The organism is Mycolicibacterium sediminis, from assembly GCF_010731735.1.
Lineage (GTDB): Bacteria > Actinomycetota > Actinomycetes > Mycobacteriales > Mycobacteriaceae > Mycobacterium > Mycobacterium sediminis.
In genome coordinates this window covers 6,158,752-6,182,610 of sequence record NZ_AP022588.1, presented here as the reverse complement: position 1 = coordinate 6,182,610, position 23,859 = coordinate 6,158,752, and the positions used below count along the sequence as shown (strand labels likewise).

Below are 23,859 nucleotides of genomic sequence, written 5' to 3'. Positions count from 1 at the left end.
CAGTTTGCCAGTAGGCGATTCAGCGGTAGACGAGACCCGACAGGCGCGCGGCGAGGCCGTTCCGTGCGGCGGGGATGCGACCGAGGATGCCGAGCAGCACGTTGCGGATGGGCCGAAGCGGACGTGGCAGCGTGGCGAGGCGGGTGAGCCTGTCGGTCAGTTCGATCACCTGCTGGGCGATCGGGCGTCGGGCGTCGGCGTACTCGTCGAGCAGTGCCTCCGGACCGCCGCGGAGTACCCGCGTGAGCGCGTCGCCGAGCGCGACCGCGTCCTGGATGCCGAGATTCATGCCCTGCCCGCCGGCCGGGCTGTGGACGTGGGCGGCATCGCCGGCGAGCAGTATCCGGCCCTTGCGGTAGGTGTCGGCGACGCGGTGGTGCACGCGGAAGCGCGATCCCCAGGTGACGTCGGTGACGGTCACCCCGCCGGCGCCGCGGGCATCGAGCAGTCCCTGGACGAACCGTGTGGTCGGGTGTTCTGGTGCGTCGTCGATGGGTGCCACGATGCGGAAGGTTCCGTCGGGCAGGGGAGCCACGACGGTGAGCCCTTCGCTCGCCCAGAAGAGCCGGACTTCGTCGGTGGGGGTGTCGCTCGGTTCGTCGCCGTGGAGGACCGCATCGGCGAGCACGAACGCGTGCTCGTAGGAGGATCCCTCGAATCCGATGCCGGCCTGCTCGCGGACGGTGCTGTGCATGCCATCTGCGCCGACGAGGTAGGCGGCACGGATGGCGTCCCAGCCGTCGAAGGTGGCGGTGATTCCGTCGCGGCCTTCCTCGAACGACAGCAGCGTCGTGTCGCGGACGACGTCGCCGCCCAGTTCGCGCACGCGCTCGAGCAGCAGTCGTTCGGTGACGTTCTGCGGGATGAGGAGTGTGTAGGGATGCTCCGTGTCGAGGCCGCTGAAGTCGATGGGCACGAGCACGGCGGCGCCGTCGCGGATCGTGAAGCGCGGTGCCGTGATGCCTTCCTTGATCAGGCGGCGGGTCACGTCGATGCGGCCGAGCACCTCGAGTGTCCGGGCGTTGACCGCGGCGGCGCGAGAGGTGGTGGCACCCTCGGCCCGACGGTCGATCAGCGTGACCCGCACGCCGTCGTGTAGCAGCGATGCGGCCAGGGTGAGGCCGGTCGGGCCGGCTCCCACGATGAGGACGTCAGTGTCGTTCATGGTGGCCTCCTGTCATTTGCCAACGCTTGTTGACTTATTCAGCGTGCGCGCGTCGGCCAAAAAAGTCAACAGCTGTTGGCATATGCTCGGCGGCATGGGACGGAAGGGTGACGACACCAAGGCGGTGATCCTGGCGGCGGCGCGGGAACGCTTCGCCGAGTCCGGTTACGAAGGAGCGACGATTCGCGCGATTGCGGCGGATGCCGGCATCGACCCGTCGATGGTGATGCGGTACTTCGGCAGCAAGGAGCAGTTGTTCGCCGCCGCCGCCACGTTCGACCTCCGCTTCCCAGACCTGTCCCACGTTGCCCGGTCGGACGTCGGAAACGCGATGGTGTCCCACTTCCTCGACCGGTGGGAGGGTGACGAGGCGCTGGTGATGCTGCTTCGGTCGGCCACGACGAACGCCGATGCCGCACAACGGATGACGGATATCTTCGCCAGCCAGGTGACGCCCGCGATAACCCGTTTCGCAGCCGACGACGCACCGCGCCGGGCCGGGCTGATCGCCACTCAAATTCTTGGCATGGCGCTGTGCCGCTTCGTCCTGCGCCTTCCCCCGATCGTCGACATGGGCCGCGCGGAATTGATCGGCTGGCTCGGTCCGACCGTGCAGCGTTACGCCATGGAGCGCGACCCCGGCTAACGGTCGTCATCGGACCCTGAGGGTGGCTTTGCGTTGCCAGCGTTCGACGTGTGGGGCGTTGAGGGTGCGTTCGTGGTGGATGCGTTGGGTGCGGTCGTGGGTGCGGGTGTGTTGGCGTTTGGGCATGGGGAGGGTGGACGTCGGCGGGGTGTCCTCGGCTGCCCTGATCAGGGCGGGGTCGAGGGGTGCGGTGGGCGTGCAGAGGGCGGGGAAGAGCAGTCGGCTGCCGGGGGTGGTGGTGTAGGTGCTCTGGTCGGGGCCGGTCCAGACGACTGTCCCGTTGGGGAGTTGTCGGTCTCGCCAGCCGCCGGCCCCGCCCCAGAAGGTCTTGAGGAGGTGGTGTCGGCGGCATAGTGCCTTGAGGTTGGACGCCTGGGTGGGCCCGGTGGGGTGGGCGATGGTGTGGTCGAGGTCGCAGCTGGTGGCGGGGACGTCGCAGCCGGGGAAGCGGCAGGTGAGGTCGCGGCACCGCACGAACGCCGCGAGCTTGGCCGAGGGGGTGTAGCGCGGTTCGGGCGGCGCGTCGCGGGGGTGGACGATGCGGCGGATGGTGGCGGTGAGCGCGACGCGGCGGGTGATGGCACCGGGCAGGTAGGGCCCGCCGATGATCTGGCCGGGCCGGGTGGCCGCGGGCTGGCCGGGGTCGTCGTTGGTGAGCATGTCCTGCAGGGACCGCTCCCAGGGATGCTTCTCGGCGGGTGGCTCGGTGTTCGGAGCGCCCGTGGCGGGTGCGGGCGTCTCGCCGGTGGCCGTTGTCGTGGCGGGCGCCTCCGTCTGCTGTTGGGCGGTCTCACGCTGCTCCGTCTTCTTCTGCGCGGCGTGGTGGGCGTCGCGGTCTCGGCGTAGGGCGATGAGGTCGATGCTGGTGTCGGGAGTTTGTCCGTCGAGTGCGGCGTCCTGAGCGGCCGCGGCGGGTGTGGTGTCGTCGAGGGTGTCGTCGTTGACGACGACGTAGACCACCGTCGACGGCGTCGGAACTGGTGGGGTGGCGGTGCAGTCCTCGCCACCGCAGAGGCAGGGGAGGTGGTCGGTGCCGGCGAGCAGCGCGCCGACGGCGTCGGCGCGGCGTTGATCCTTGGTGCGCGGGTCGGCGGGACAGGTCGTATCGGCCAAGGCGTTGAGGCGGGTGTCGAGGGCGGCGGCGTCGGTGGCCAGCAGCACCCCGAGCAGGGTGGCGCAGCCGTTGCCGTCGGCGTCGACGTCGAGGTAGCGCGACCGGGCGGTGACCTGGGAGCGGCGTACGGCGTAGGGGTCGTGGGTTTCGACGATGGCGTCGATCGCGACCGTCAACTTCCGTTTGGACATCGGTGGCCACAGGCGTAGGGCGGCGGCGATCTCGGCGTCCACCGCGGCGAGTGCGGCGGGGTCGGTGATGGCGAAGGTGCGGTAGGCGATGGTCGACACCGTGGCGTAGGTGAGCAGACCTTGGGCGAACACCTCGCCTACGCGGGGTAGGCGGGTGCGTAACGCGTGGGCGATCAGTAGTTGGGCGCCGGCGGCGTCGGGGGTGGTGTTCTGGGCGGCGCCGATTTCGGCGGCGACGGCGGCCCAGTTGTCGAGGTACCACTGTTCGCGGTTGTCGGAGTCCGCGCCGGCGCGGCGGGCTTCCAAGAGGTCGGCCATCGCGGCGAGCCGGCGCGCGCTGGCGGCTGATTCGACGCGCGCCCAGGCGGCGACCGCTCCGCCACCGGGGGTGCGGTGGTGGGTGGTGTCGGCGACGAGTGAGTCGAACATGCTTTCGATTTTAGGTGCCGCGGCGCGGGTGTGGATGGATGGATTCGGCTCCTGTGGATGGATCGGCATCTGGGCATAAGTGCGTTGCGGGGCAACGTGTTTGTCGGACCCAGGTGGTAGGGCCGGGCGACGGTGGCGGGCAGGAGAGGGCGTTGAAGGGGCGGCCGGTGAAACGCGGCACGGGCGACGGCGATGGGCAGAAAAGGGCGCGGGCAAAGGGAAGCCACCTCCACCCAAAACGCCACCCCATCGACGAAGTCAGAAGCGCGAAGCGCCTCGCACGAGAGATGCTCGTAGAACCCTTGGAGAGAAGGGGTGAGGACTATGCACACGACGAGCATGCGTCGGTCCGTTGCGGCGCCCATCGACGACGTCTTCGACTGGATGGCGGACGGAAGCAACTGGGCCACGGTGCGAGGGATGTTCTACTCCCGCGTCCACCCGGCCGACGGCCCCGAGCCCTACGGTGTCGGCTCGCTTCGGGACTTCGCCAGTTTCGGGTCGAAGGTCACCGAGGTGGTGACGCGATTCGAGCGGCCGCACTGCATCGGGTATCGGGCGTTGTCCAGCATCCCCCCGATCCGGCACGACGGGGGATCGATTACCTTCCGCGCGATCCCCGGCGGAACCGAGGTCTGCTGGACGACGACTCTCACCCTGAAGGTTCCGGTGCTGGCGGACGTCCTCACTCGACTCTTCCTCCCCCTCGTGCGGATCGGCATGGTGAACGTGACCGCGACCGCCGAGCGCGCGCTGACCCGACGCTAAGCCTCCAACTCCCCGGCAACCTTCCGCTCCAACGCGAGCCGCGTGACGGCGGGTAACACGATGAGCCCGTCGAGTTCTCGTTGCGCGCGTCCGTAGGCGTTTCGTCGCTCCTGCGACGTCGCTGCGGTATCCGACGCCACCCGCAGCAGCGCCTGCGCGCGATCGAGTCGCTCCCTGTCGTCGCTCGAGAAGTCGCTGCGGCGACGCCGCACCGCCTCGGTCTCGGCGACGTCGAACGCCGTCGCATAGTCGTGCACGGCGTCGCGGTACTCGAGTTGGGCGTCCCGGTCCCCGACGACGTCGTCGACGTTCTCGGGCCGCAGCAGATCGGCTCGACTTCGCGCCCTGTGGAACGCGGCCGTCAGCGGGTCCCGCATGTCGGTCATCAGCGGGAAGTCGAGCAGCTTGGCGACGTCCACCTCGTAGTCGAGCCACCGCTGATCGGTCTCCGCGTGCTTCGCCACCAGTCGCGTGACCTCCCGTCGCGCGGCGGCGGCGTCGACCCGTCCGCGTCCCGACGCCTCGGCGACCGCGACCTTCGTCTCCTGCTTTATCCGGTAGCGCTCGAGCCGTCGTTCCGCGCGGCGCTCGTTGGCTGCGCTGACGGCCCGAACGCCGCCGCCGATCACGCCACCGAGCGGGAAGATCAGCCACCAGAAGTTGCCGGCGAAGTTCAGCAGGGCATCCACCGCTCCCAGGATGCCACCCGTCCGAAGGGCCCGGGAGTCACGGCTTCAGCCGGTCGATCGCCGCTCGGAACGCGACGTTGGGATCGGCGTGGGGCAGCGTGGCGAGGACGTCGGCCAGCGCCGCACCGCCGCTGACCGCGCGGTGTCGGCTGCCGTAGAGCGCGCCGACGGTCGGGGTGCGGCTGTACGCCTCGTAGCAGTGCACCAGGACAGTCCGGCCCTGAGCCCGCAGTTCCTCGACCAGCCGCACGGCGTCGAGCAGCACGAAGTCGAGGTGCGGGTTGGCCTCCCGGTCGGGCTGGTCGATCAGACGGACGTCGACCTGCTCGACGCCCGCGGGCAGGTCGTCGTCGTGCACCCGGCACAGCGAGACGATCGCGTCGACCCCGGGCGGCGGCCGAAGCAGGGCGGCGGCGTTGCCCAACCACACGCCGTCGTCGTACGGGTGACGCACGACGACGACGTCGGCCGTCGGACCGGGAAAGTCGCGTTCCGCACCCACGGTCCGCGTCGCCAGCCGCACCAGGTCCCGGGCGCGCAGCCCGGGCCACCCCCTCAGCATCCTGCGCCACGTCCCGGGCACTGCGGAGGCGCCCCACCGCGCCCCCAGCAGGCCACCGGCGATGGCTGCGACGGTGTCGGTGTCGTTGCCCGACCGCACGGCAGCGTCCAGCGCCAGGCGGAGATGGTCGGCGGCGAACGTCCCGGACTCCGGATCATTCACCGGCACCGCAGTATTCACGATCGCCGACCAGGCTGCCTGCAACGCCTCGACGACCCAGCCGTTGTTCCGGAACGACGACGGCGCCGAACTCTCCGCGACGTCCAGGCGCGACGTCCACAGCGCGCGACGATCGGCCGGCAGGCGATCCATGCCGATGCGGACGTCGAGTTCTCCGGTGAGCACCGCATGCCGGATGGCCAGGCACCACAGCACGCAGGCATCGAGGGCGTCGGGATCGGCGTGCGTCAGCTCGCTGATCGCGCGGGCGGCGTGCGCCAACCCCTCCTCGTCGTCGAGGTACGCGAGGGCGACGGGTGCGGTCCGCATCAGCGACCCGTTGCCCGCGGTGTGGCCGGTCCGGTCGTGCAGTTCCCGCGAGACCGCGAGCGCGTTGGCCGCCGTGACGCCGCGCCGGCCCGTCTCGTCGAGGACGCTGCGCGTCTGGTTGCCGACGTCGGTCGCCGTACGCGACCAGTCGTACCAGCGCGCGACGATGGCGGTCTGGGCCGACTCGTCACGCAGGTCCGCTTCCGTCGCGGCGACCTCGGCGATGGCGATGGCCATCGAGGTGTCGTCGGTCCACTCGCCGGGCTTCCAGCCGAAGGCCCCGCCGCCCACCATCGCGACGTCGAGTTCGGGGCCGCGAGGCGGCTGGAACTCGTACGGCGCCCCGAGCGCGTCCCCAGTCGCGGTCGCGAGCAGGACGCCGACCGCCCGATCAAGTTGTGCAGTAGTCGGTTTCATGGCCGGCTCCTCCCCAGGACAATTTTGCGCTAAAGTGCGATAAAGGTAACCTACACCAGGGGGACGACGGCATGGCCGAACGCAGGGCGCTCGAGCGGTACCCGCGTCCCAGCGTGGCCGTCGACGCCGCGGTCCTCACCCTGGACGCGTCGGGCCGGTCGCTGCTGGTGCTCGAGGTGCGGCGCGCCGAGTCTCCCGGGTGGGCGCTACCGGGGACCTTTCTGCACGAGGGGGAGACGCTCGCCGACGCAGTGCGTCGCGCGCTGCTGGACAAGGCCGGCGTCGAGGGGTTGGCGCCCAGGCAGTTACACGTGTTCGACGCCCCGGGCCGCGACGACCGGGGATGGGTGCTGTCGGTGGCGCACGTCGCGGTCGTGCGGCCGGAACACCTCGAGGGCGCGTTCCGCGACCGCACGCGACTGACGCCGGTCGACCGACCCGGTCGGCTGCCGTGGGACCACGCCGACATCATCGGCCTCGCCGTCGACGACCTCCGCGAGCGCTACCGCGAGAAGGCGGACCCCGACGGGCTTCTCGGTGACACCTTCACCCTCAGCGAGCTTCGGCACGCCCACGAGGCGGTGTCGGGCCGGCGGATTCTCCGGGACGCCTTCGCGCGCGGGATGCTGCGACGGGAGCTGATCGAATCGACCGGAGAGGCGGCCGAGGGCGGCCGCGGTCGGCCGGCCGAGATGTTCCGGCGGACCTAGGAGGGCACACCCATCCGCCGGTATCGCGCGAGCCTTTCGGTGTACCGCCGATCCGACGGCACGGACCGCAGGGCGCTCAACTCGTGGGCCACCGTCGCCGACAGTCGGCCGACGAAGTCCAGGGGAGTGTCGGCGGCGTCGACGTGCTCGCCGACGATCACGTCGACGATCCCGTTGCGCAGCAGATCGGCCGACCGGATGCCCTGTGCTTCGGCGAGTTCCGGGGCGTGATCGACGTCGCGGTAGACGATGGCGCTCGCACCCTCCGGCGGGAGCGGGGCGAGCCACCCGTGCAGCGCCGCGAGCACCCTGTCCGCGGGGACCATGGCCAGCGCCGGACCGCCGCTGCCCTGACCCAGCAGCACCGACACGGTGGGCGTGTCGAGCGTGACCAATTCGGCCAGACACAAAGCGATCTCGCCGGCCAGGCCGCCCTCCTCGGCTTCGGTCGACAGCGCAGGCCCGACGGTGTCGATCACCAGGACCAGCGGTAGGCGCAGGCTCGCTGCCAGACCCATCCCGCGGCGCGCCTCACGCAGCGCGCGCGGGCCGACCAGCCCGCCGCCCCGGCCACGCTGCTGGCCGACGACGACCGCCGGCTGACCGCCGAAGCGCGCCAGTGCCAGCAGTGTCGTCGCCGCCTCGCCCTGACCACCGGTACCCGAGAGCAGCACCCGCTCCGTCGTCCCGTGCTCCAGCAGGTACCGCACTCCCGGTCGGTCCGGCCGCCGCGACGCCTCGACGGAGTCCCACGCGGGGACGTCCGGCACGGTCTCGCGAGCGGGTGCCTCCGGCAGTGGGCCCGGCTCGTCGGAGAGAACGACGAGGGCCCGGTGCAGCGTCGAGCGCAGCAGCTCGAGCGGGACGACGCCGTCGATGACGCCGTGCCGGTTCAGGTTCTCCGCGGTCTGCACGCCGGTCGGGAAGGGCTCGCCGTAGAGGTGTTCGTACACCCGGGGTCCGAGGAAGCCGATCAACGCGCCCGGCTCGGCGACCGTCACGTGCCCGAGCGACCCCCAGGACGCGAAGACGCCGCCGGTCGTCGGGTGCCGCAGATAGACCAGGTAGGGCAGGTGCGCCTGCTTGTGCAGCTCGACGGCGGCGGTGATCTTCACCATCTGCAGGAAGGCGACGGTCCCCTCCTGCATGCGGGTGCCGCCGGACGAGGGGGACGCCACCAGCGGCAACCCCTCGGCGGTGGCACGCTCGATCGCCGCGGTGATGCGCTCGGCGGCCGCGACGCCGATCGACCCGGCCAGGAAGTCGAACTCGCACGCGACGACGGCGACGCGGCGGCCGTGCACGGTGCCCTCGCCGGTCAGGACCGACTCGTCGAGTCCGGTCGCCGCCGCTGCCTCGTCCCGCTCTCGCCGGTACGCGTCGCTGGTGGGAACCGTCAGCGGCGTGGCGTCCCAGCTGCGGAACGAACCGGCGTCCAGCACGGCATCGCGAAGCGCCTCGGCGGCTATGCGGCTCACCTCGACGAGGCTATCTATAGTCTGGTCGCCATGATTGGTGTGACCCGCGACGGCGCCGTGTTGACCCTGGAGATGCAGCGCCCCGAACGACGCAACGCGCTCAACAGCGAACTGGTCGACGGACTGCGAGATGCGATCGAGAAGGCGGCCACCGAGGACGTACGGGCGATCGTCCTCACCGGCGGCGGCCACGTGTTCAGTTCGGGTGCCGATCTCTCCGGCGGGCAGGGCGTCGCCGACGAGCTCCCGGAGAAGGCGAAGGCCCTCAACATCGCGATCGACCAGGCCCCCGTTCCCGTCATCGGGGCGATCAACGGCCCGGCCATCGGCGCCGGCGTCATCCTCTCGATGATCTGCGACCTCCGCGTCGTCGCCCCGGAGGCCTACTTCCAGTTCCCCGTCGCCAAATACGGCATCGCGCTGGACAACTGGAGCATTCGCCGGTTGGCGTCGCTGGTCGGCGCGGGCCGCGCCCGCGGCATGCTGATGGCCGCCGAGCGCCTCACCGCCGACGACGCCCTCGCGACCGGGATGGCCAACCGCATCGGGACCCTCGCCGACGCGCAGGCGTGGGCCCAGGAGATCGCCGGGTTCGCGCCGCTGGCGCTGCAGCACGCCAAGCGCGTGCTCAACGACGACGGCGCCTACGAGGACGCGTGGCCTGCCCACCAGGAACTGTTCGACCGGGCGTGGGCCAGCAGCGACATCATCGAGGCGCAGGTCGCCCGCATCGAGAAGCGGCCGCCGAACTTCACGGGCGCCTAGACATGATGCGCGAAGCGGTGCGGCTGATCGGCGGGACCGCCGCGATCGTCGGAGGGGGCTGGGCCCTGCGCGCACTGCAGGGCGCGCCGTCGGCGCTGGGTGCCTCGCCGGTCGAGATCGGCGCGGTCGCGAAGCGCTCCCCGAACTATCACGACGGCGTGTTCGTCAACCTCGAACCGGCGTCGGAGACCAGCCTCACCAGGGAACAGCAGTTCCTGCTGGTGCGGGACGTCGTCGCCAACGGCGCCGTCCAGCGTCCGCCCGCGCCGGTGCCGCTGGTCACCCCGGCCGCGGACGTCCCGGCCGCCGACCTCGCCGTCACTTGGTTCGGGCACTCGTCGGCCGTCATCGAGGTCGACGGCTACCGCATCCTGGCCGATCCGGTGTGGAGTGACCGCTGCTCACCGTCGCAGGTGGTCGGCCCGCATCGACTGCACCCCGTCCCGGCGCCGCTGGAGGCGCTGCCCGCCATCGACGCCGTCATCATCAGCCACGACCACTACGACCACCTCGACGTCGACACCATCAAGGCGCTGGCCAACACCCAGCGGTCGACGTTCTTCGTCCCGCTCGGCATCGGCGCGCACCTGAGGACGTGGCGCATCCCCGACGACCGGATCGTCGAACTCGACTGGAACGAGAGCGCCCGGCTCGGCGAGCTGACCCTGGTGTGCACGCCGGCGCGGCACTTCTCCGGACGCTTCGTCAACCGCGACGTGACGCTGTGGTCGTCGTGGGCGGTGATCGGTCCCCGGCACCGGGCGTTCTTCGGTGGCGACACCGGCTACGGCACGATCTTCGCCGACATCGGCTCCCGGCACGGACCGTTCGACCTGACGCTGATGCCGATCGGCGCGTACCACCCCGGGTGGCCGGACATCCACATGAACCCCGAGGAGGCCGTGCGGGCGCACCGCGACGTGACCGACGACGGGCTCCTCGTGCCGATCCACTGGGCGACGTTCAGGCTGGCCCCGCACCCCTGGTCCGAACCGGTCGAGCGGCTGATCACCGCGGCGGGCGGCCACGGCGTGCCCATCGCGGTCCCACGCCCCGGCCAGCGTGTCGAGAAGGTGTCGGACACGCCATTGGACACGTGGTGGCGCGCCTGAGCGGATAGCGTGCACCTGTGCAGCTCGCGATCTTGATCCGCCGCCTCCTCGTGCCTTCGGCCGCCCTTCTGCTCGTCGCGGGCTGCGGCTCGTCGACCCAGCAGGCCGAGACGTCCGCGACGTCCGCCCCGCCGCCGACGTCCTCGCTGTCGGAGGTCCCGCCGCCGCTGGTTCCGGCGATGCCGTTGCCGGAGAACGCCGTCGAGAACGCCGTCGGCAAGCTGGACGGGCTCGCCGACGACCTGATGAAGAAGTCCGGTCTGCCGGGCATGGCGGTAGCGGTGGTGCACGGTGGGAAGACGGTGTACGCCAAGGGATTCGGTGTCAAGGACAATCGCAGGCCCCCGGACGATGCGCAGAACCGCGTCGATCCCGACACCGTCTTCCAGTTGGCGTCGGTCTCCAAGGCGTTGACCGCGACCGTCGTCGCACACCAGGTGGGGCAGAAGGCGATCAGCTGGGACACCCCGATCGTCGAGAAGCTGCCCCGCTTCGCCCTCGCCGATCCGGCCGTGACGAGGATGGTCACCGTCGGCGACATGCTCGCACACCGGTCCGGTCTGCCGGACCACGCGGGCGACCTGATGGAGGAAGTCGGTTACGACCGGCAGTACGTCCTGGACAGGCTGCGCGACTTTCCGCTCGCCCCGTTCCGTACCTCTTACGCCTACACCAACTTCGGCTTCACCAGTGGCGCCGAGGCAGTCGCGGCGGGGGCCGGCAAGTCCTGGGAGGACCTCAGCCAGGAGGTGCTGTACCAGCCGCTCGGGATGGCGTCGACGAGTTCGCGGTTCGACGCGTATGCAACCAGGCAGAACCGTGCCCTCGGACACATCCACCTCGGCGACCGGTACGCGCCCGACTACGTGCGCGACGCGCAGGCCCAGTCACCGGCGGGCGGGGCGAGCAGCTCGGTCAACGACATGACGCGCTGGATGACCATGGTGCTCGGCAACGGGACCTACGAGGGCACGCAGGTCGTCGATCCGGCCGCACTGCTGCCCGCGGTGACGCCGCAGATCGTCTCGGATCGCGGCAGCGTGCCTGCGATGCGGTCGGGCTTCTACGGGTACGGGTTCAACGTCAGCACGACGTCGACCGGTCGGCAGCAGTTCAGCCACTCCGGCGCCTTCGAACTCGGGGCGGCGACCAACGTCCTCTTCCTGCCGGCAGCCGACGTCGCGATCGTCGTGCTGACCAACGCGACGCCGTCCGGTGCTCCCGAGACGTTGACCGCCGAGTTCGCCGACCTCGTGCAGTACGGCGAGGTTCGCGAGGACTGGTGGAAGCCGTACCACGACGCGTTCTTGGGGATGGAGGAGCCGGAGGGATCGCTGGTGGGCAAGCAGCCGCCCGCGAATCCGGCGCCACCCGCTCCGCTGGCGACCTATGTCGGTGACTACGCCAACCCGGTGTACGGGCCGGCCAGGATCACCGAGGTGGAGGGAGGTCTTCGGCTTGCGCTGGGCCCGAAGTTCACCGTGCCGCTCAAGCATTGGGACGGCAACGTGTTCTCGGTCGGTTTCGTGTCGGAGAACTCCAATCCGGGCAGCCTGACGACGGCGACGTTCGACGGCAAGACGCTGAACCTCGAGTACTGGGACGAGGACGGGCTCGGGGTCTTCACCCGTGCCTAGCGGCACCATCGTCGGCCTCTCCGAGGAGGAGGTGACGCAGCGCGTCACCGAGGGCAAGACCAACGACGTCCCGGCGCGCGCGGCGCGAAGTGTCTCGGAGATCTGGCGTGCCAACGTCTTCACCCGGATCAACGCCATCCTCGGCGTGCTGTTCCTGATCGTCCTGTCCACCGGTTCCTTGATCAACGGCCTGTTCGGCCTGCTGATCGTCGCCAACAGCGCCATCGGCATCATCCAGGAGCTGCGCGCCAAGCGGACGCTCGACGAACTCGCGATCGTCGGGCAGGCGAAGCCGACGGTGCGCAGGCAGTCGGGGACCGGTCCGCGGCGACCCAGCGAGGTGGTGCTCGACGACGTCATCGAACTCGGGCCGGGCGATCAGATCGTCGTCGACGGGGAGGTACTCGAGGACGCCAACCTCGAGGTGGACGAGTCGCTGCTCACCGGCGAGGCCGACCCGATGGTCAAGGTCGTCGGCGACCACGTCATGTCGGGCAGTTTCGTGGTGGCGGGCAGCGGCGCCTACCGGGCGACGAAGGTCGGTCGGGAGGCCTACGCCGCCAAGCTCGCCGAGGAAGCCAGCAAGTTCACGCTGGTGAAGTCGGAACTGCGCAGCGGCATCGACAGGATCCTCCGGTTCATCACCTACCTGCTCGTCCCCGCGGGTCTGCTGATCATCTACACGCAGCTGTTCACCACCGACGCCGGCTGGCGGGAATCGGTGCTGCGCATGGTCGGTGCACTGGTGCCGATGGTGCCCGAGGGCCTCGTGCTGATGACCTCGATCGCGTTCGCCGTCGGCGTGGTCCGGCTCGGGCGGCGCAAGTGCCTGGTGCAGGAGCTTCCGGCGATCGAGGGGCTGGCGCGCGTCGACGTGGTGTGTGCCGACAAGACCGGCACCCTGACCGAGAACGGCATGCGGCTGTCGGAGTGCAAGGCGCTCAGCGGTGACGACCTCGAGGCGGTACTGGCGCAGCTCGCCGCCGACGACGCCCGGCCCAACGCCAGCATGCAGGCCATCGCCGAGGCGTACGGCAGCGCGCCGGGATGGACCCCGACCGCGGCGGCGCCGTTCAAGTCCGCCACCAAGTGGAGCGGCACCTCCTACGGCGAGCACGGCAACTGGGTGATCGGCGCGCCGGACGTCCTCCTCGATCCGAGGAGCGACGAGGCCGAGCAGGCCGAACGCATTGGGGCGCAAGGGCTGCGCGTACTACTGCTCGGCTCGTCCGATCGCCCGGTCGATGCTCCCGACGCGCCGGGCGTGGTGACCCCCGTCGCGCTCGTGGTGCTCGAGCAGCGGGTCCGGCCCGACGCGCGCGACACCCTCGAGTACTTCGCCGCGCAGAAGGTCACGGTCAAGGTCATCAGCGGTGACAATGCCGTGTCCGTGGGTGCCGTGGCGGGCACGCTCGGTCTGCACGGCGAGACCATGGATGCCCGCGGGCTGCCCGACGAGCACGAGGCGCTGGCCGACACGCTCGAGGAGTACACCACCTTCGGCCGGGTGCGCCCCGACCAGAAACGCGCGATGGTGCACGCCCTGCAGTCACGCGGCCACACCGTGGCGATGACCGGCGACGGCGTCAACGACGTTCTCGCACTCAAGGACGCCGACATCGGCGTCGCGATGGGGTCGGGCTCCTCGGCGTCGCGAGCGGTGGCCCAGATCGTGCTGCTGGACAACAGGTTCGCCACGCTGCCGTACGTCGTCGGCGAGGGACGGCGCGTGATCGGCAACATCGAGCGCGTCTCCAACCTGTTCCTCACCAAGACGGTGTACTCGGTGCTGCTGGCCGTGGCGGTCGGTCTCGCCGGGCTCGCGTCGAAGGTCTTCGGCACCGACCCGCTGCCGTTCCCGTTCCAGCCGATCCACGTGACGATCGCGGCGTGGTTCACCATCGGCATCCCCGCGTTCATCCTGTCGCTGGCGCCGAACGCCGAGCGGGCGCACCCCGGCTTCGTCCGCCGGGTGATGACGTCGGCGCTGCCGAGCGGTCTGGTGGTGGGCGTGGCGACCTTCGTCTCCTACCTGCTGGCCTATCAGGGGCGCGCGGCCACCGACGCCGAGCAGACTCAGGCCTCGACCGCGGCGCTGATCACGCTGCTGGTCGGTGCCGTCTGGGTGCTCGCGGTCGTGGCGCGACCCTACGAGTGGTGGCGGGTCGCGCTGGTGACGGTCTCGGGGCTCGCGTACGTGGTGATCTTCTCCCTTCCCGTCGCCCGGCACCTGTTCCTGCTGGACCCGTCCAACGCCCGGACCACGACGACGGCGCTGGTCGTCGGCGCGATCGCGGCCGCGCTGATCGAGGCGACCTGGTGGGTTCGGGGCCGGATGCTCGGGGAGCCCCGTCGGCTGTGGCGGACGGCGGACTGACCCACGGCGATAGGGTGGGGACATGGGATTCCTGGACAAGGTGAAGGACTTGGTGTCAAAGAACGCCGACAAGGTGGACACCGCGATCGACAAGGTCGGCGACGTCGTCGACAAGAAGACGCAGGGCAAGTACGCCTCGCAGGTCGACAAGGTGCAGGAGGCCGCGAAGAAGGCCGCCCGCGACCAGGCGGGTCCGCGGGGCCCCGGTCAGGTGCCGCCCTCGCAGCAACCGCGGCAGACCCCGCCGGCCAACGAGCCGCCGACGGCCCCGCCCGTCTCGTAGGCGACGCCGGGAGGACACGTGGCGAAGCTCTCCGTATCGGTCGACGTTCCGCTCCCGCCGCAGGCGGCCTGGGAGGCGGCGTCCGACCTGTCGCGCTACAAGGAGTGGTTGACGATCCACCGGGTGTGGCGCAGCACGCTGCCCGAGACGCTCGGCAAGGGCACCGAGATCGCCTCCATCATGGAGGTCAAGGGCATGCCCAACCGGATCGACTGGACCATCGTCAACTGGAGGCCGCCGGAGTCGATGACGCTCAACGGCAACGGCAAGGGCGGCGTCAAGGTCAAGCTGATCGGCAAGATCAAGCCCGCGGAGAAGGATCCGGACGGCTCGACGGTGACGTTCGACGTGCACCTCGGCGGCCCGGCGTTGTTCGGGCCCATCGGGATGATGGTCGCCGCGGCGCTGAAGAGTGACATCCAGCAGTCGCTGGAGAACTTCAAGAGCGTCTTCGCCTGATGCCCGAGACCTACGTGAAGGCGTGCATCAACGGCGCGCGCACGCCGGACCAGCATCCCGGCCTGCCCGTCACGCCCGATGAACTCGCCGAGGCGGCGCTGCGAGCGCACGAAGCCGGCGCCAAGGCCGTGCACCTGCACCCGAAGACGCCGGACGGCACGGACTCACTGGAACCCGACGTCGTGGCCGCCGCCGTCGAGGCGGTGCGCACCGCCGTGCCCGGTCTGCCGCTGGGCGTGACGACCGGTTTCTGGGCGATGCCCGACGTCCACGCCCGCCGCCACGCGGTCGAGGGGTGGACGGTGCTGCCGGACTTCGCCTCGGTGAACTGGCACGAGCCGGGGTCGGCGGAGTTGGCGCAGGTGCTGCGGGACAAGGGCCTGGGCGTCGAGATCGGCCTGTTCCACGCGGATGCCGTCGCGTCGTGGGCCGAGTCCGAGATGGTCGATCACGCGATGCGGGTGATGATCGAGTTGCAGGGCGACGACGACGTCGCGGTGGCGAACGAGATGCTCGCCCTGGTCCGCGCCGCCGGGTCGCCCGCACCGGTCCTGCTGCACGGCCTCGACGAGAGTTGTTGGCCGCTGCTGGAACACGCGGGTGCGTGCGGTGCGCAGACCCGCATCGGCATGGAGGACACGCTCCGCCTGCCCGACGGTTCGGTCGCGCCGGACAACGCGGCACTGGTGGCCGCGGCGGTGGAGCTGCTCAGTCGGTAGGTGCGTGCAGCGCGAAGTCGGCGAAGTCGAAACCGGGCACCACGACGCAGCTGACCAGCGTCGCCTCGTCGTCGCGCGGGGTGGCCCGCTGCCAGTGTCCCGGTGGGACGAGTAGCTGCGGCTGCTCCCCGGCATCGACGTCGCTGCCGAGCAGCAGGGTGGTCGCGTCCTCGCGGTCCTGTCCTACCTCGAGCAGGAGCGGGCTGCCCCGGTGGAACAGCCACATCTCGGCGCTGCGCACCGTGTGCCACGTGGATTGCTGACCGGGCAAGAGCAGGAACAGGATTGCGGTACCCGCACTGCGGAGTCCGGTGTAGTCGGGCGGCAGGGACGACGGCGGGATGAGCAGGTCGCTACGCCACGTCTCGCGGAACCATCCGCCCTCCGGGTGTGGCGACAGGTCCAGGCTGCGGGCCCAGCCGGGTAGCTCGGTCATGGGTGCAGCCTACGACGCGACGACCGCCGGACCCGATACGCTCATCGCATGGCTCGACTGCGTCCGGGATGGTTCGTCGTGCTCTGCGCGACGGTGCTTCTGGTCAGCGCGTGGCTGCCCTGGCTGACGACCCTCGCCGACGGCGGGGGACGGGCCACCGCCGTGGGTGGCCGCTACGGGCAGATCGGGGTTCCGCCGAACGGGTTCGGCGTGGGTCAGCTCGTGGTGCTGCTGTCGTCGGCGCTGATCGTCGCCGCCGCGATGGCTGCGCGGGGACTGTCCGCGCGGATCGCTTCGGCTGCGGCACTGACGATTTCGGTGCTGATCGCCGTGCTGGTGGGGCTGTACTACCGGCTCTACGTGGCCACGCCGGTGGCTCCCGGGGTGGGCTTCTACGTCGCCGGCGGGGTGACGGCATTGGCCATCGTCACGTCGATACTCACCATGGTGGTCGCATGGTCGCAGGCGGGACGGCGATGAGCGGGTTCGTCGAGCCGGTGACGCTGACCGGACCGCAGTGGGTGACGCTCGAGCCGCTGACCGAAGCCCACGTGCCGGAGATCGTGGCCGCGTCGGCGCACGTCCGCGAACTCTGGTTCACCACCGCGCCGACGCCCGAGACCGCCCGGGAGTGGATCGACGGGCGGCTCGCGGTGCAGCATCCGCAGACGGGTCTGACGATGGTCGTGCGCGACTCGGACGGCGCAGTGGTCGGATCGTCGAGCTTCTGCAACGTCGATCCGGCCAACCGGCGACTGGAGATCGGCTACACCTGGTACGTGCCCGCCGTACGCCGGACCGGGGTGAACACCGAGTGCAAGCTGATGATGCTGGGTCACGCCTTCGACCAGTTGGGTTGCGTCGCGGTCGAATTCCGCACGCACTTCTTCAACTCGACCAGCCGGGCTGCCATCGAGCGTCTCGGTGCCAAGCTGGACGGCATACTGCGCAGCCAACAGTTGCTGCCGGACGGCTCACGGCGCGACACCGTCGTCTACTCGATCTTGGACGTGGAGTGGCCTGCGGTGCGCAACAACCTGAGGTTCCGACTGGGCGGGTGACGGCGCGGTGCGCCGCCACCCACCCGTCGCCGGCTCAGCCCGCGTCGACCGTGGTGGGCGACGCTATGGACTGCCTGCTGTCGCCGTGGGTGATCTCGATCTTGCGTGCCTTCGCGCGTTCGGCCACCGGAATCGTCACGGTGAGTACGCCGTTCTCGTAGGACGCGGCGATTCCCGCGGTGTCGATGCCCTCGCCCAGGGACAGCTGCCTGCGGTAGGTGCCGAAGAACCGCTCGTTGGTCAGCCACTGGACGGAGTCCTCGGAGCGGGGCGTGCGATGGGCGGAAATGGTGAGGGTCCCGTTGTCCACGTCGAGATCGACCGAACCCGGATCGACACCGGGCAGATCAGCCGTCAGGACGTAGTGGTCCTCGAGCTTGCAGAGGTCCATCGGCATGAATCGCGGGCTGCGGGACGTTCCGGTCTGTCCGGCGAGCAGTCCACGGACGTCGTTGTTCACGCTGCTGAAGGGGTCGAAACGAAGCACAGCAATCCACCTCCTCGTCACTTGTGAGCCCACCACCCTGGCGGGCGACAAATCACTGTGCGATACCAAAATTAGCACTCGATGACGGAGAGTGCTAGCCCAATTCCAGAGATTTTCCGTCGAGATCGCGGGCGCACTGATCGCATGTCAGCATCCCCTCGAAGCGGCTGCCGCAGGCGGTGTGGTGGAGCGCGACGGCGGATCCCTCGGGGGCGAGGTACCAGCGCTGCGCCCACTGCAGCGCCGTGACGATCACGCCGAACACGGCCCGGCCCTTCTCGGTCAGCCGGTACCGTCCCCCCGAGTTGTTCAGCACTCCAACGAGAGTCAGGGTCGACAGGCGGTCGGCGAGGGTTCCGGGTGGCGCGCCCAGCTGCTCGCCGAAGTCCCCGAACCGGGTGGTGCCGACGAACGCCGCCACCAGCAGGGCGAACGCCCACCTGTTGCCGAGGATGGTCATGGTCTCGGGGAACAGGCCGGCCCCCGGCGCAGCCGCACCCGACGCGGACCGACGGCGGGTGACCTGCTCCGGCATCGAACGCGGCCAGGATCCGCTCGGGCCCCACGCCACCGTCAGGTCCTTCTCGGACGTCGGTGCCTCGCACGCCCGGCACACCAGAAGCGGCGTGAACACGGCCCCACATCCGGTGTGGCGCATGGCGGGCAGCCGTTCGGCGTGGTGGGGTACCCACCGCCGTTCCCACGCCCAGATCGAGGTGAGCACGGGCCACAGTGCGCGACCGCGAGGCGTCGGCAGGTACTCGGCGCGGCGCGGCCGGTCCTGATAGACGCGCAGTGCCAGCAGCCCGCCGTCGGTCATGGCCCGCAGCCGCGAGGTGAGCACCGCGTGCGAGATCGGCAGCCGCTCGGCGAATTCGCCGTACCGGGTGGCACCCAGGAGTGCCTGCTGCGCCAGCAGCAGGGTCCACTCGTCGCCGAGGATGCCCAGCATGCGGCCCACCGCGTTCACGCCGCCCGGCTCGAGCGGCGTGTGCTCCGGGTGCACTACAGTCCGATCGCCTCGGCGGCGCCGTCGGTCTGCTGCCACCGGCGCAGTTCGGATCCCGGCGCCCACGTCGAATGCGTTCCGCTGGAGACCCGTTCGGGCAGGGCCAGCGTGCAGATCGGCCCGTCGCCGACCCGGGCGGCGTCGAACACCAGGCAGTAGGACGCGTCGGCGTTGACGTCGGTGGTGATGGTGACCAGGTACCCGTCGTCCTCGGCGGTGCTGCCGACACGCGGAGCCATGGCCGTCTCGCTGCCGTACACGCCGTCGCCGAAGGCGTACCGCTCCTCGGTACCGGTGTGCAGGTCGTGCTTCACCAGGCCGTCGAACAGGAACCAGGCCGGCTTGCCGGTGGCGGCGTACGCGAACCGGTAGTCGCGGCCGGCGTGCCCGGGGTTGATCATCCCGAACTCGGAGATGGAGTCTGACAGGTCCTCCTCCCGCACCGCGCCCGTGCGGAGGTCGAGGCGCCACCGGTGCAGCCGGGCCTGCATGCGGTCCAGGGCGAGGAAGCGGAAGGCTCGCTGCCACTTGTCGCCCATGCCGTTGTCCGCGGGCTCGGGGTCGCCCTGGAAGAAGCCGTCGAGGACGATCTCGTCGCCGTCCTCGTAGGCGTTGGTGAAGTGCAGGACGTAGGTGGGATCGGCCTCGAACCACCTGACGTCCTCGGTGCGGCCACGGCGCGGGATCACGGCGAACCGGGACGGCACGTCGCGGTGGAAACGCGGCAGGTGCACGCCGTGTTCGAGGTACTCGGGCGCCCAGAACAGCGGCAGGTCGTTGAGGATGGCGTAGTTCTCGGTGAACGCCATGTCGTGGGGCAGGCGCGGGCCGGGCAGTGGCACGTCGACGTAGTGGGCGAGCCGATCGTCGGAGTCGACGACGCCGTAGTGCATGTACGGCGCCTCCTTGCTGTAGTTGAAGAACAGCATCTCGCCGGTGGTGTCGTCGACCTTCGGGTGGGCCGACACCCCCCAGTTGCGGGGAAAGTCGCCGTGCCACTCCGACTTTCCGAGCGTCTCCGCCGAGTAGGGGTCCAGCCGGTACAGCTCACCGCACTGGTAGTGGCTCGACAGCGCCACGCCGCGGTGCACGACGACGTCGGTGGACGACGCGTCCTTCATCAGGGTGCGTGCGCCCCAGCCGTAGTCGCGCCGGGCCAGTTCGATCGGCTCGGCGATGCCCGGCCACAGCGGTCCGCCCGCGTCGAGTTCCTCGGCGAAGCCGTCGGTGCGGACGAAGCGGTTGCGGTAGAAGGCCTTCCCGTCGCGGAAGCCGACGACGTGCATCATGCCGTCGCCGTCGAACGGGTGATAGTGCTTCAGTGCGGGGTGCAGCGGGTTCTCGGTGTTGCGCAGGTACACGCCGTCGAGGTCGGTGGGGAGTTCCCCCGCGACCACCCGCAGGTCGTCGTCGTCCCACTCGGTGGTCTGTGGCCGCCACGGTCCGGTGCGGTAGGGATGGTCGTCGTCCTCGGGAAGGGTGGAGAGGAACCGCGCGACGATCTCCGGGTTGGTTTGAGCGGTGGTCACTTTCGGGCCTCCTGAGCCTGCGCGACGACGAAGCTGACGGTGGTGGCGGTGCTGCCGCCGAAGTTGAGGGTGCCGAAGGTCCGGGCGCCGTCGACCTGGTAGTCGCCCGCGGTGCCGCTGACCTGCTTGGCGGCGTCGAGCAGCATCCGGACGCCCGTGGCGCCAACGGGGTGGCCGCCGCCGATCAGACCGCCGCTCGGGTTGATCGGCAGCCGACCGCCGATCTCGATCTCGCCGTTCTCGATGGCCTTCCACGACTCGCCCGGCCCCGTGAGGCCGATGTGGTCGATGGCCATGTACTCGCTGGGCGTGAAGCAGTCGTGCACCTCGATGCCGTCGAGGTCGTCGAGGGTGATCCGAGCGCGGTCGAAGGCCTCGTGCACGGCGCGCCGGACGTGCGGCATCACGTACTCGCCCTCCCGTGACCGGTCGAGTTTCTGCTGCATCCCGAGGCCGACCGTGCGATGGCCCCACCCGGCGATGCGCCCGATCGGCCGCGCGGTGGGGTGGTCGGCCAGATAGCGGTCGGACACCAGCACGACGCCGGTGCCGCCGTCGGTCATCTGGCTGCAGTCCAGCCGGCGGATCCGGCCGTCGACGACGGGGTTGGTCACGTCGTCGTCGGCGATCGTGGCGGGGATCGACCAGTCGCGGGTCTGCGCGTTGGGATTGGCCCGCGCGTTGGCGAAGTTGGTGGCGGCGATCGCGCGCAGGTGCTGACCGTCGATGCCGTAGCGCCGGTCGTACTCGTCGATGACCCGGCTGAACATGTACGGCCACATGAACGTCGCGTCGGCGCCCTCGTGGCCGGCCCACGCCGCCGCGCCGAGGTGCGCGGCGGCGGTGTCGCCGGGCACCGTCTTCTCCAGTTCGACGCCAATCACCAGCGCCGAGTCGTAGGCACCCGACCGCAGGTCGGCCATCGCGGCCAGGACGGCGACGCTGCCCGATGCGCAGGCCGCCTCGTGGCGGGTGGCAGGGGTGTCCCAGAGCCCGTCGACCACGGTGGCGGGCATGGCACCGAGGTGCCCCTGGGCGGCGAACATCTCGCCGAACGCGTTGCCGACGTGGATGACGCCGACCTCGGTGGCGTCCATCCCGGCCGCCAGCAGCGTCGCCTCGACGACGTCGGCGGTCAGGTCCGAGAAGTCGCGGTTCTCGCGGGTGAGGTTGCGCGCGAAGTCGCTCTGATGGCCGCCCAGGATCCACACGCCGCTCATGCCCTCGCACGCTACTACGACTAACAGAGTGACATCGGGTGATTCGTCGGCCCGGACGGGCATGATGGGACGAAGGTGCGAAACTTGCGACCGATCGTCGGCAACGCGAATACTTGGCCGATTGCCCGCGCCGAGCCACGAGGGGGAGATTCGAGGTCATGACGACCGACAACCACGACCTCGCCGTGCGGATGGCGGACCTGGCACGCAACATTGCCGCACCCCGGACCGTGACCGCGGTGCTCGCCGAGGTCACCGAGGCGGCCCGGGACCTGATCCCCGGGGTGGACATCGCCGGGGTGCTGCTCGTCGGCAAGGGCGAGAGCTTCGAGACGCTCGCCCCCACCTCGCCGCTGATGTTCGAGATCGACAAGCTGCAGATGGCGTGCCTCGAGGGGCCCTGCGTCCAGGCGGCCCTGGCGGAGACGGTCGTGCGGACGAACGACTTCCGCAAGGAGACCGAGTGGCCGAACTACTCGCCGAAGGTCGTCGAACTGGGCGTCCTCAGCGGGTTGTCCTTCAAGCTGTACACCGCCGACCGGACCGCCGGCGCGCTCAACCTCTTCGGCTTCGAGGCCAACGACTGGGACGTCGAGGCCGAGACCATCGGGATGGTGCTCGCGGCGCACGCGGCCGCCGCCATCATGGCCAGCCGCGAGGGCGACCAACTGCAGTCGGCGCTGTCGACCCGTGACCGGATCGGTCAGGCCAAGGGCATCATCATGGAACGCTTCAATGTCGACGACGTGCAGGCCTTCGCGATGCTGCGACAGCTGTCGCAGGACAGCAACGTCAAGCTCGTCGACGTGGCGGGACAGGTCATCGACACCCGGGGGAAGTGACCCCGGTCAGGCGTCGGCGAGCACCGGGTACAGGGTGTGCGTCCCGCGCAGTCCCTTCAGTTCGACCTCGCGCGGCGTCCCCAGCCTGACGTCGTCGAGACCCGAGATGGCCTCCCGGACGGGTTCGCTGACCAGGATCTCGCCACCCTCGGCCTGGTTCGCCACCCGCGCGGCGGTGGCGACGTCGAGGCCGAACAGGTCGGCTCCTCGCCGTACCGACGTGCCCATGTGGATGCCGATGCGGACGCGGATCGCCTCCCACTTCTGCGGGTTCTCGTCGAGCGCGTGCTGCAGGTCGGCGCTGCAGCGCACGGCGTTCTCCGGGTCGGCGAACGCCATCATGAAGCCGTCGCCCTGGTTCTTCACGACGTGACCGCCGTGCGCGTTCACCCGCGAGGTGACGAGCTTGTTGTGCCGGTCCAGCAGTCGCACCCAGGCGCGGTCGCCCATCGCCTCGTTGGCCTGCGTCGAGCCCTCGATGTCGGAGAAGACGATGACCACGCGACCGTCGGCGGTCAGCCTGGCGAGGTCGGGGCGCTCGACCTGCGCCCAGCCGGCGAGGTCCTCGATCGAGTTCCGCACCGTGGCGCCGAGGCCCTTCGTGATGAGCATGTCGGCGGTGTGGAACACGGTCTTGATCGCCATGGGGGCGACGCCGCGGCGGCGACGACGGGCGCCCTGCTCCTGCTTGATCCGCGCGAGTTCGTGACGGGCGCCGGTCAACTGCTTGCGGTTGACGATGAACAGGACCATGAACGTGACGAGTCCGGCGAACTCCAGCGCGATGACCGCATAGAGGATGTACTCGAGGGTGGACGGCGTCGGCACCCGCTGATTATGGTGGGCGCTCCCGCACTCTCGGCACGTGACGGCCAGGAAGACGCACATGACACCGATCGGTAAGACTCCCGCCCTGCTGGTGGCGGCCATCGGCGCGGTCTGCGTCATCGGTCAACTGGGCATCGCGCCGGCGTCGGCGTTCGACGACTACGGCTACTCGACGTGCACCGCGACCACGATGCCGCCGCCCGACCAGAACTACGACGCGGTCGCCACGTCCTGCTGCGTCGAGCACGCGGGCGTCCCCACCCCGACGAACTACGGGATCGGCTGCGTCGCGGCGGTGACCGATCCGGCGCCCGACTACCGGCCCGTCATCTACATGCCCACCCGGCCCGCGCCGCCGGAGGAGAGCGACGTGGCGCTCGACGAGTTGATGAAGCTGCCGCCCGCCCCGGACGGCCCGCCGCTGCCCTGAGCGGCGA

Annotated in this window: 25 protein-coding genes; 14 read left to right on the top strand and 11 right to left on the bottom strand. The window is 70.2% G+C overall.

Annotated features, from left to right (window positions below):
• Window positions 1-19: 19 nt before the first annotated feature.
• Window positions 20-1,165 carry an FAD-dependent oxidoreductase gene (locus G6N64_RS29475; RefSeq protein ID WP_163801278.1) on the bottom strand — a complete coding sequence of 382 codons (1,146 nt, stop codon included), beginning with the start codon at window positions 1,163-1,165 and terminating at the stop codon, window positions 20-22.
• Between the two features lie 94 nt (window positions 1,166-1,259).
• Between G6N64_RS29475 and G6N64_RS29470 the strand changes: the two genes are divergently transcribed.
• Window positions 1,260-1,811 (top strand): TetR/AcrR family transcriptional regulator, encoded by a 552-nt coding sequence (locus tag G6N64_RS29470; protein ID WP_163802207.1) that lies wholly within the window; start codon window positions 1,260-1,262, stop codon window positions 1,809-1,811.
• Window positions 1,812-1,817: 6 nt separating this feature from the next.
• Here G6N64_RS29470 and G6N64_RS29465 read toward each other — a convergent pair whose 3' ends face one another.
• Window positions 1,818-3,545: an HNH endonuclease signature motif containing protein gene (locus G6N64_RS29465; protein ID WP_163801277.1), complete on the bottom strand. Its 1,728-nt coding sequence runs from the start codon at window positions 3,543-3,545 to the stop codon at window positions 1,818-1,820.
• Window positions 3,546-3,869: 324 nt separating this feature from the next.
• Here G6N64_RS29465 and G6N64_RS29460 point away from each other — a divergent pair, with 324 nt between their 5' ends.
• Window positions 3,870-4,313 carry an SRPBCC family protein gene (locus G6N64_RS29460; protein ID WP_163801276.1) on the top strand — a complete coding sequence of 148 codons (444 nt, stop codon included), beginning with the start codon at window positions 3,870-3,872 and terminating at the stop codon, window positions 4,311-4,313.
• Here the strand turns inward: G6N64_RS29460 and G6N64_RS29455 are convergent.
• Both G6N64_RS29455 and G6N64_RS29450 read right to left on the bottom strand, forming a co-directional pair.
• Window positions 4,310-5,002 (bottom strand): hypothetical protein, encoded by a 693-nt coding sequence (locus G6N64_RS29455; RefSeq protein ID WP_163801275.1) that lies wholly within the window; start codon window positions 5,000-5,002, stop codon window positions 4,310-4,312. The genes G6N64_RS29460 and G6N64_RS29455 overlap by 4 nt on opposite strands.
• A gap of 37 nt (window positions 5,003-5,039) precedes the next feature.
• Window positions 5,040-6,470 (bottom strand): ADP-ribosylglycohydrolase family protein, encoded by a 1,431-nt coding sequence (locus G6N64_RS29450; RefSeq protein WP_163801274.1) that lies wholly within the window; start codon window positions 6,468-6,470, stop codon window positions 5,040-5,042.
• Between the two features lie 71 nt (window positions 6,471-6,541).
• Here G6N64_RS29450 and G6N64_RS29445 point away from each other — a divergent pair, with 71 nt between their 5' ends.
• Window positions 6,542-7,180: an NUDIX hydrolase gene (locus G6N64_RS29445; RefSeq protein ID WP_163801273.1), complete on the top strand. Its 639-nt coding sequence runs from the start codon at window positions 6,542-6,544 to the stop codon at window positions 7,178-7,180.
• On the opposite strand, the gene G6N64_RS29440 is transcribed toward G6N64_RS29445, so the two are convergent.
• Window positions 7,177-8,658 carry a carboxyl transferase domain-containing protein gene (locus G6N64_RS29440; RefSeq protein WP_163801272.1) on the bottom strand — a complete coding sequence of 494 codons (1,482 nt, stop codon included), beginning with the start codon at window positions 8,656-8,658 and terminating at the stop codon, window positions 7,177-7,179. The two genes, G6N64_RS29445 and G6N64_RS29440, sit on opposite strands and share 4 nt — an antisense overlap.
• 30 nt (window positions 8,659-8,688) lie before the next feature.
• Between G6N64_RS29440 and G6N64_RS29435 the strand changes: the two genes are divergently transcribed.
• Genes G6N64_RS29435 through G6N64_RS29405 form a run of 7 tightly spaced genes read left to right on the top strand, consistent with a single transcriptional unit; the run spans window position 8,689 to window position 16,010 of the window.
• Entirely contained in the window at window positions 8,689-9,423 is a 735-nt protein-coding gene (locus G6N64_RS29435; RefSeq protein ID WP_163801271.1) for an enoyl-CoA hydratase, read from the top strand.
• 5 nt (window positions 9,424-9,428) lie between these two features.
• Entirely contained in the window at window positions 9,429-10,535 is a 1,107-nt protein-coding gene (locus G6N64_RS29430) for an MBL fold metallo-hydrolase (RefSeq protein WP_163802206.1), read from the top strand.
• 17 nt (window positions 10,536-10,552) lie between these two features.
• Window positions 10,553-12,172, top strand: a complete 1,620-nt coding sequence (locus G6N64_RS29425) for a serine hydrolase (RefSeq protein WP_246230853.1) — start codon at window positions 10,553-10,555, stop codon at window positions 12,170-12,172.
• Window positions 12,165-14,549 carry a cation-translocating P-type ATPase gene (locus G6N64_RS29420; protein ID WP_163801270.1) on the top strand — a complete coding sequence of 795 codons (2,385 nt, stop codon included), beginning with the start codon at window positions 12,165-12,167 and terminating at the stop codon, window positions 14,547-14,549. Before G6N64_RS29425 ends, G6N64_RS29420 begins: the two co-directional genes overlap by 8 nt.
• A gap of 22 nt (window positions 14,550-14,571) precedes the next feature.
• Window positions 14,572-14,832 (top strand): antitoxin, encoded by a 261-nt coding sequence (locus G6N64_RS29415; RefSeq protein ID WP_163801269.1) that lies wholly within the window; start codon window positions 14,572-14,574, stop codon window positions 14,830-14,832.
• A gap of 18 nt (window positions 14,833-14,850) precedes the next feature.
• Window positions 14,851-15,291, top strand: coding sequence for a type II toxin-antitoxin system Rv0910 family toxin (locus tag G6N64_RS29410; RefSeq protein ID WP_163801268.1), 441 nt, complete (start codon window positions 14,851-14,853; stop codon window positions 15,289-15,291).
• Complete coding sequence (locus G6N64_RS29405; RefSeq protein ID WP_163801267.1) at window positions 15,291-16,010, top strand: 3-keto-5-aminohexanoate cleavage protein; 720 nt, start codon at window positions 15,291-15,293, stop codon at window positions 16,008-16,010. Before G6N64_RS29410 ends, G6N64_RS29405 begins: the two co-directional genes overlap by 1 nt.
• Here G6N64_RS29405 and G6N64_RS29400 read toward each other — a convergent pair.
• Window positions 16,000-16,446, bottom strand: coding sequence for a cupin domain-containing protein (locus G6N64_RS29400; protein ID WP_163801266.1), 447 nt, complete (start codon window positions 16,444-16,446; stop codon window positions 16,000-16,002). The two genes, G6N64_RS29405 and G6N64_RS29400, sit on opposite strands and share 11 nt — an antisense overlap.
• Before the next feature lie 48 nt (window positions 16,447-16,494).
• Between G6N64_RS29400 and G6N64_RS29395 the strand changes: the two genes are divergently transcribed.
• Together G6N64_RS29395 and G6N64_RS29390 are read left to right on the top strand one after the other, a co-directional pair.
• Window positions 16,495-16,926 carry a hypothetical protein gene (locus G6N64_RS29395; RefSeq protein ID WP_163801265.1) on the top strand — a complete coding sequence of 144 codons (432 nt, stop codon included), beginning with the start codon at window positions 16,495-16,497 and terminating at the stop codon, window positions 16,924-16,926.
• Window positions 16,923-17,507, top strand: a complete 585-nt coding sequence (locus G6N64_RS29390; protein WP_163802204.1) for a GNAT family N-acetyltransferase — start codon at window positions 16,923-16,925, stop codon at window positions 17,505-17,507. The genes G6N64_RS29395 and G6N64_RS29390 overlap by 4 nt, the downstream gene beginning before the upstream one ends.
• A 34-nt stretch (window positions 17,508-17,541) precedes the next feature.
• On the opposite strand, the gene G6N64_RS29385 is transcribed toward G6N64_RS29390, so the two are convergent.
• The 4 genes from G6N64_RS29385 to G6N64_RS29370 form a co-directional block, all read right to left on the bottom strand.
• On the bottom strand, window positions 17,542-17,994 hold the full coding sequence (locus tag G6N64_RS29385; RefSeq protein WP_163801264.1) for an Hsp20/alpha crystallin family protein: 453 nt from the start codon (window positions 17,992-17,994) through the stop codon (window positions 17,542-17,544).
• A gap of 94 nt (window positions 17,995-18,088) precedes the next feature.
• A complete protein-coding gene (locus G6N64_RS29380; RefSeq protein WP_163802203.1) occupies window positions 18,089-18,946 on the bottom strand; it encodes a winged helix-turn-helix transcriptional regulator in 858 nt (285 codons plus the stop codon).
• Window positions 18,947-18,999: 53 nt separating this feature from the next.
• Complete coding sequence (locus G6N64_RS29375; protein WP_163801263.1) at window positions 19,000-20,532, bottom strand: carotenoid oxygenase family protein; 1,533 nt, start codon at window positions 20,530-20,532, stop codon at window positions 19,000-19,002.
• On the bottom strand, window positions 20,529-21,752 hold the full coding sequence (locus G6N64_RS29370) for an acetyl-CoA acetyltransferase (protein WP_163801262.1): 1,224 nt from the start codon (window positions 21,750-21,752) through the stop codon (window positions 20,529-20,531). The genes G6N64_RS29375 and G6N64_RS29370 overlap by 4 nt, the downstream gene beginning before the upstream one ends.
• Window positions 21,753-21,910: 158 nt before the next feature.
• Between G6N64_RS29370 and G6N64_RS29365 the strand changes: the two genes are divergently transcribed.
• Window positions 21,911-22,594: a GAF and ANTAR domain-containing protein gene (locus G6N64_RS29365; RefSeq protein WP_163801261.1), complete on the top strand. Its 684-nt coding sequence runs from the start codon at window positions 21,911-21,913 to the stop codon at window positions 22,592-22,594.
• A gap of 6 nt (window positions 22,595-22,600) precedes the next feature.
• Here G6N64_RS29365 and G6N64_RS29360 read toward each other — a convergent pair whose 3' ends face one another.
• Window positions 22,601-23,347, bottom strand: a complete 747-nt coding sequence (locus G6N64_RS29360) for an adenylate/guanylate cyclase domain-containing protein (RefSeq protein WP_246231356.1) — start codon at window positions 23,345-23,347, stop codon at window positions 22,601-22,603.
• Between the two features lie 133 nt (window positions 23,348-23,480).
• Here G6N64_RS29360 and G6N64_RS29355 point away from each other — a divergent pair, with 133 nt between their 5' ends.
• On the top strand, window positions 23,481-23,852 hold the full coding sequence (locus tag G6N64_RS29355) for a hypothetical protein (protein ID WP_163801259.1): 372 nt from the start codon (window positions 23,481-23,483) through the stop codon (window positions 23,850-23,852).
• Window positions 23,853-23,859 lie beyond the last annotated feature (7 nt).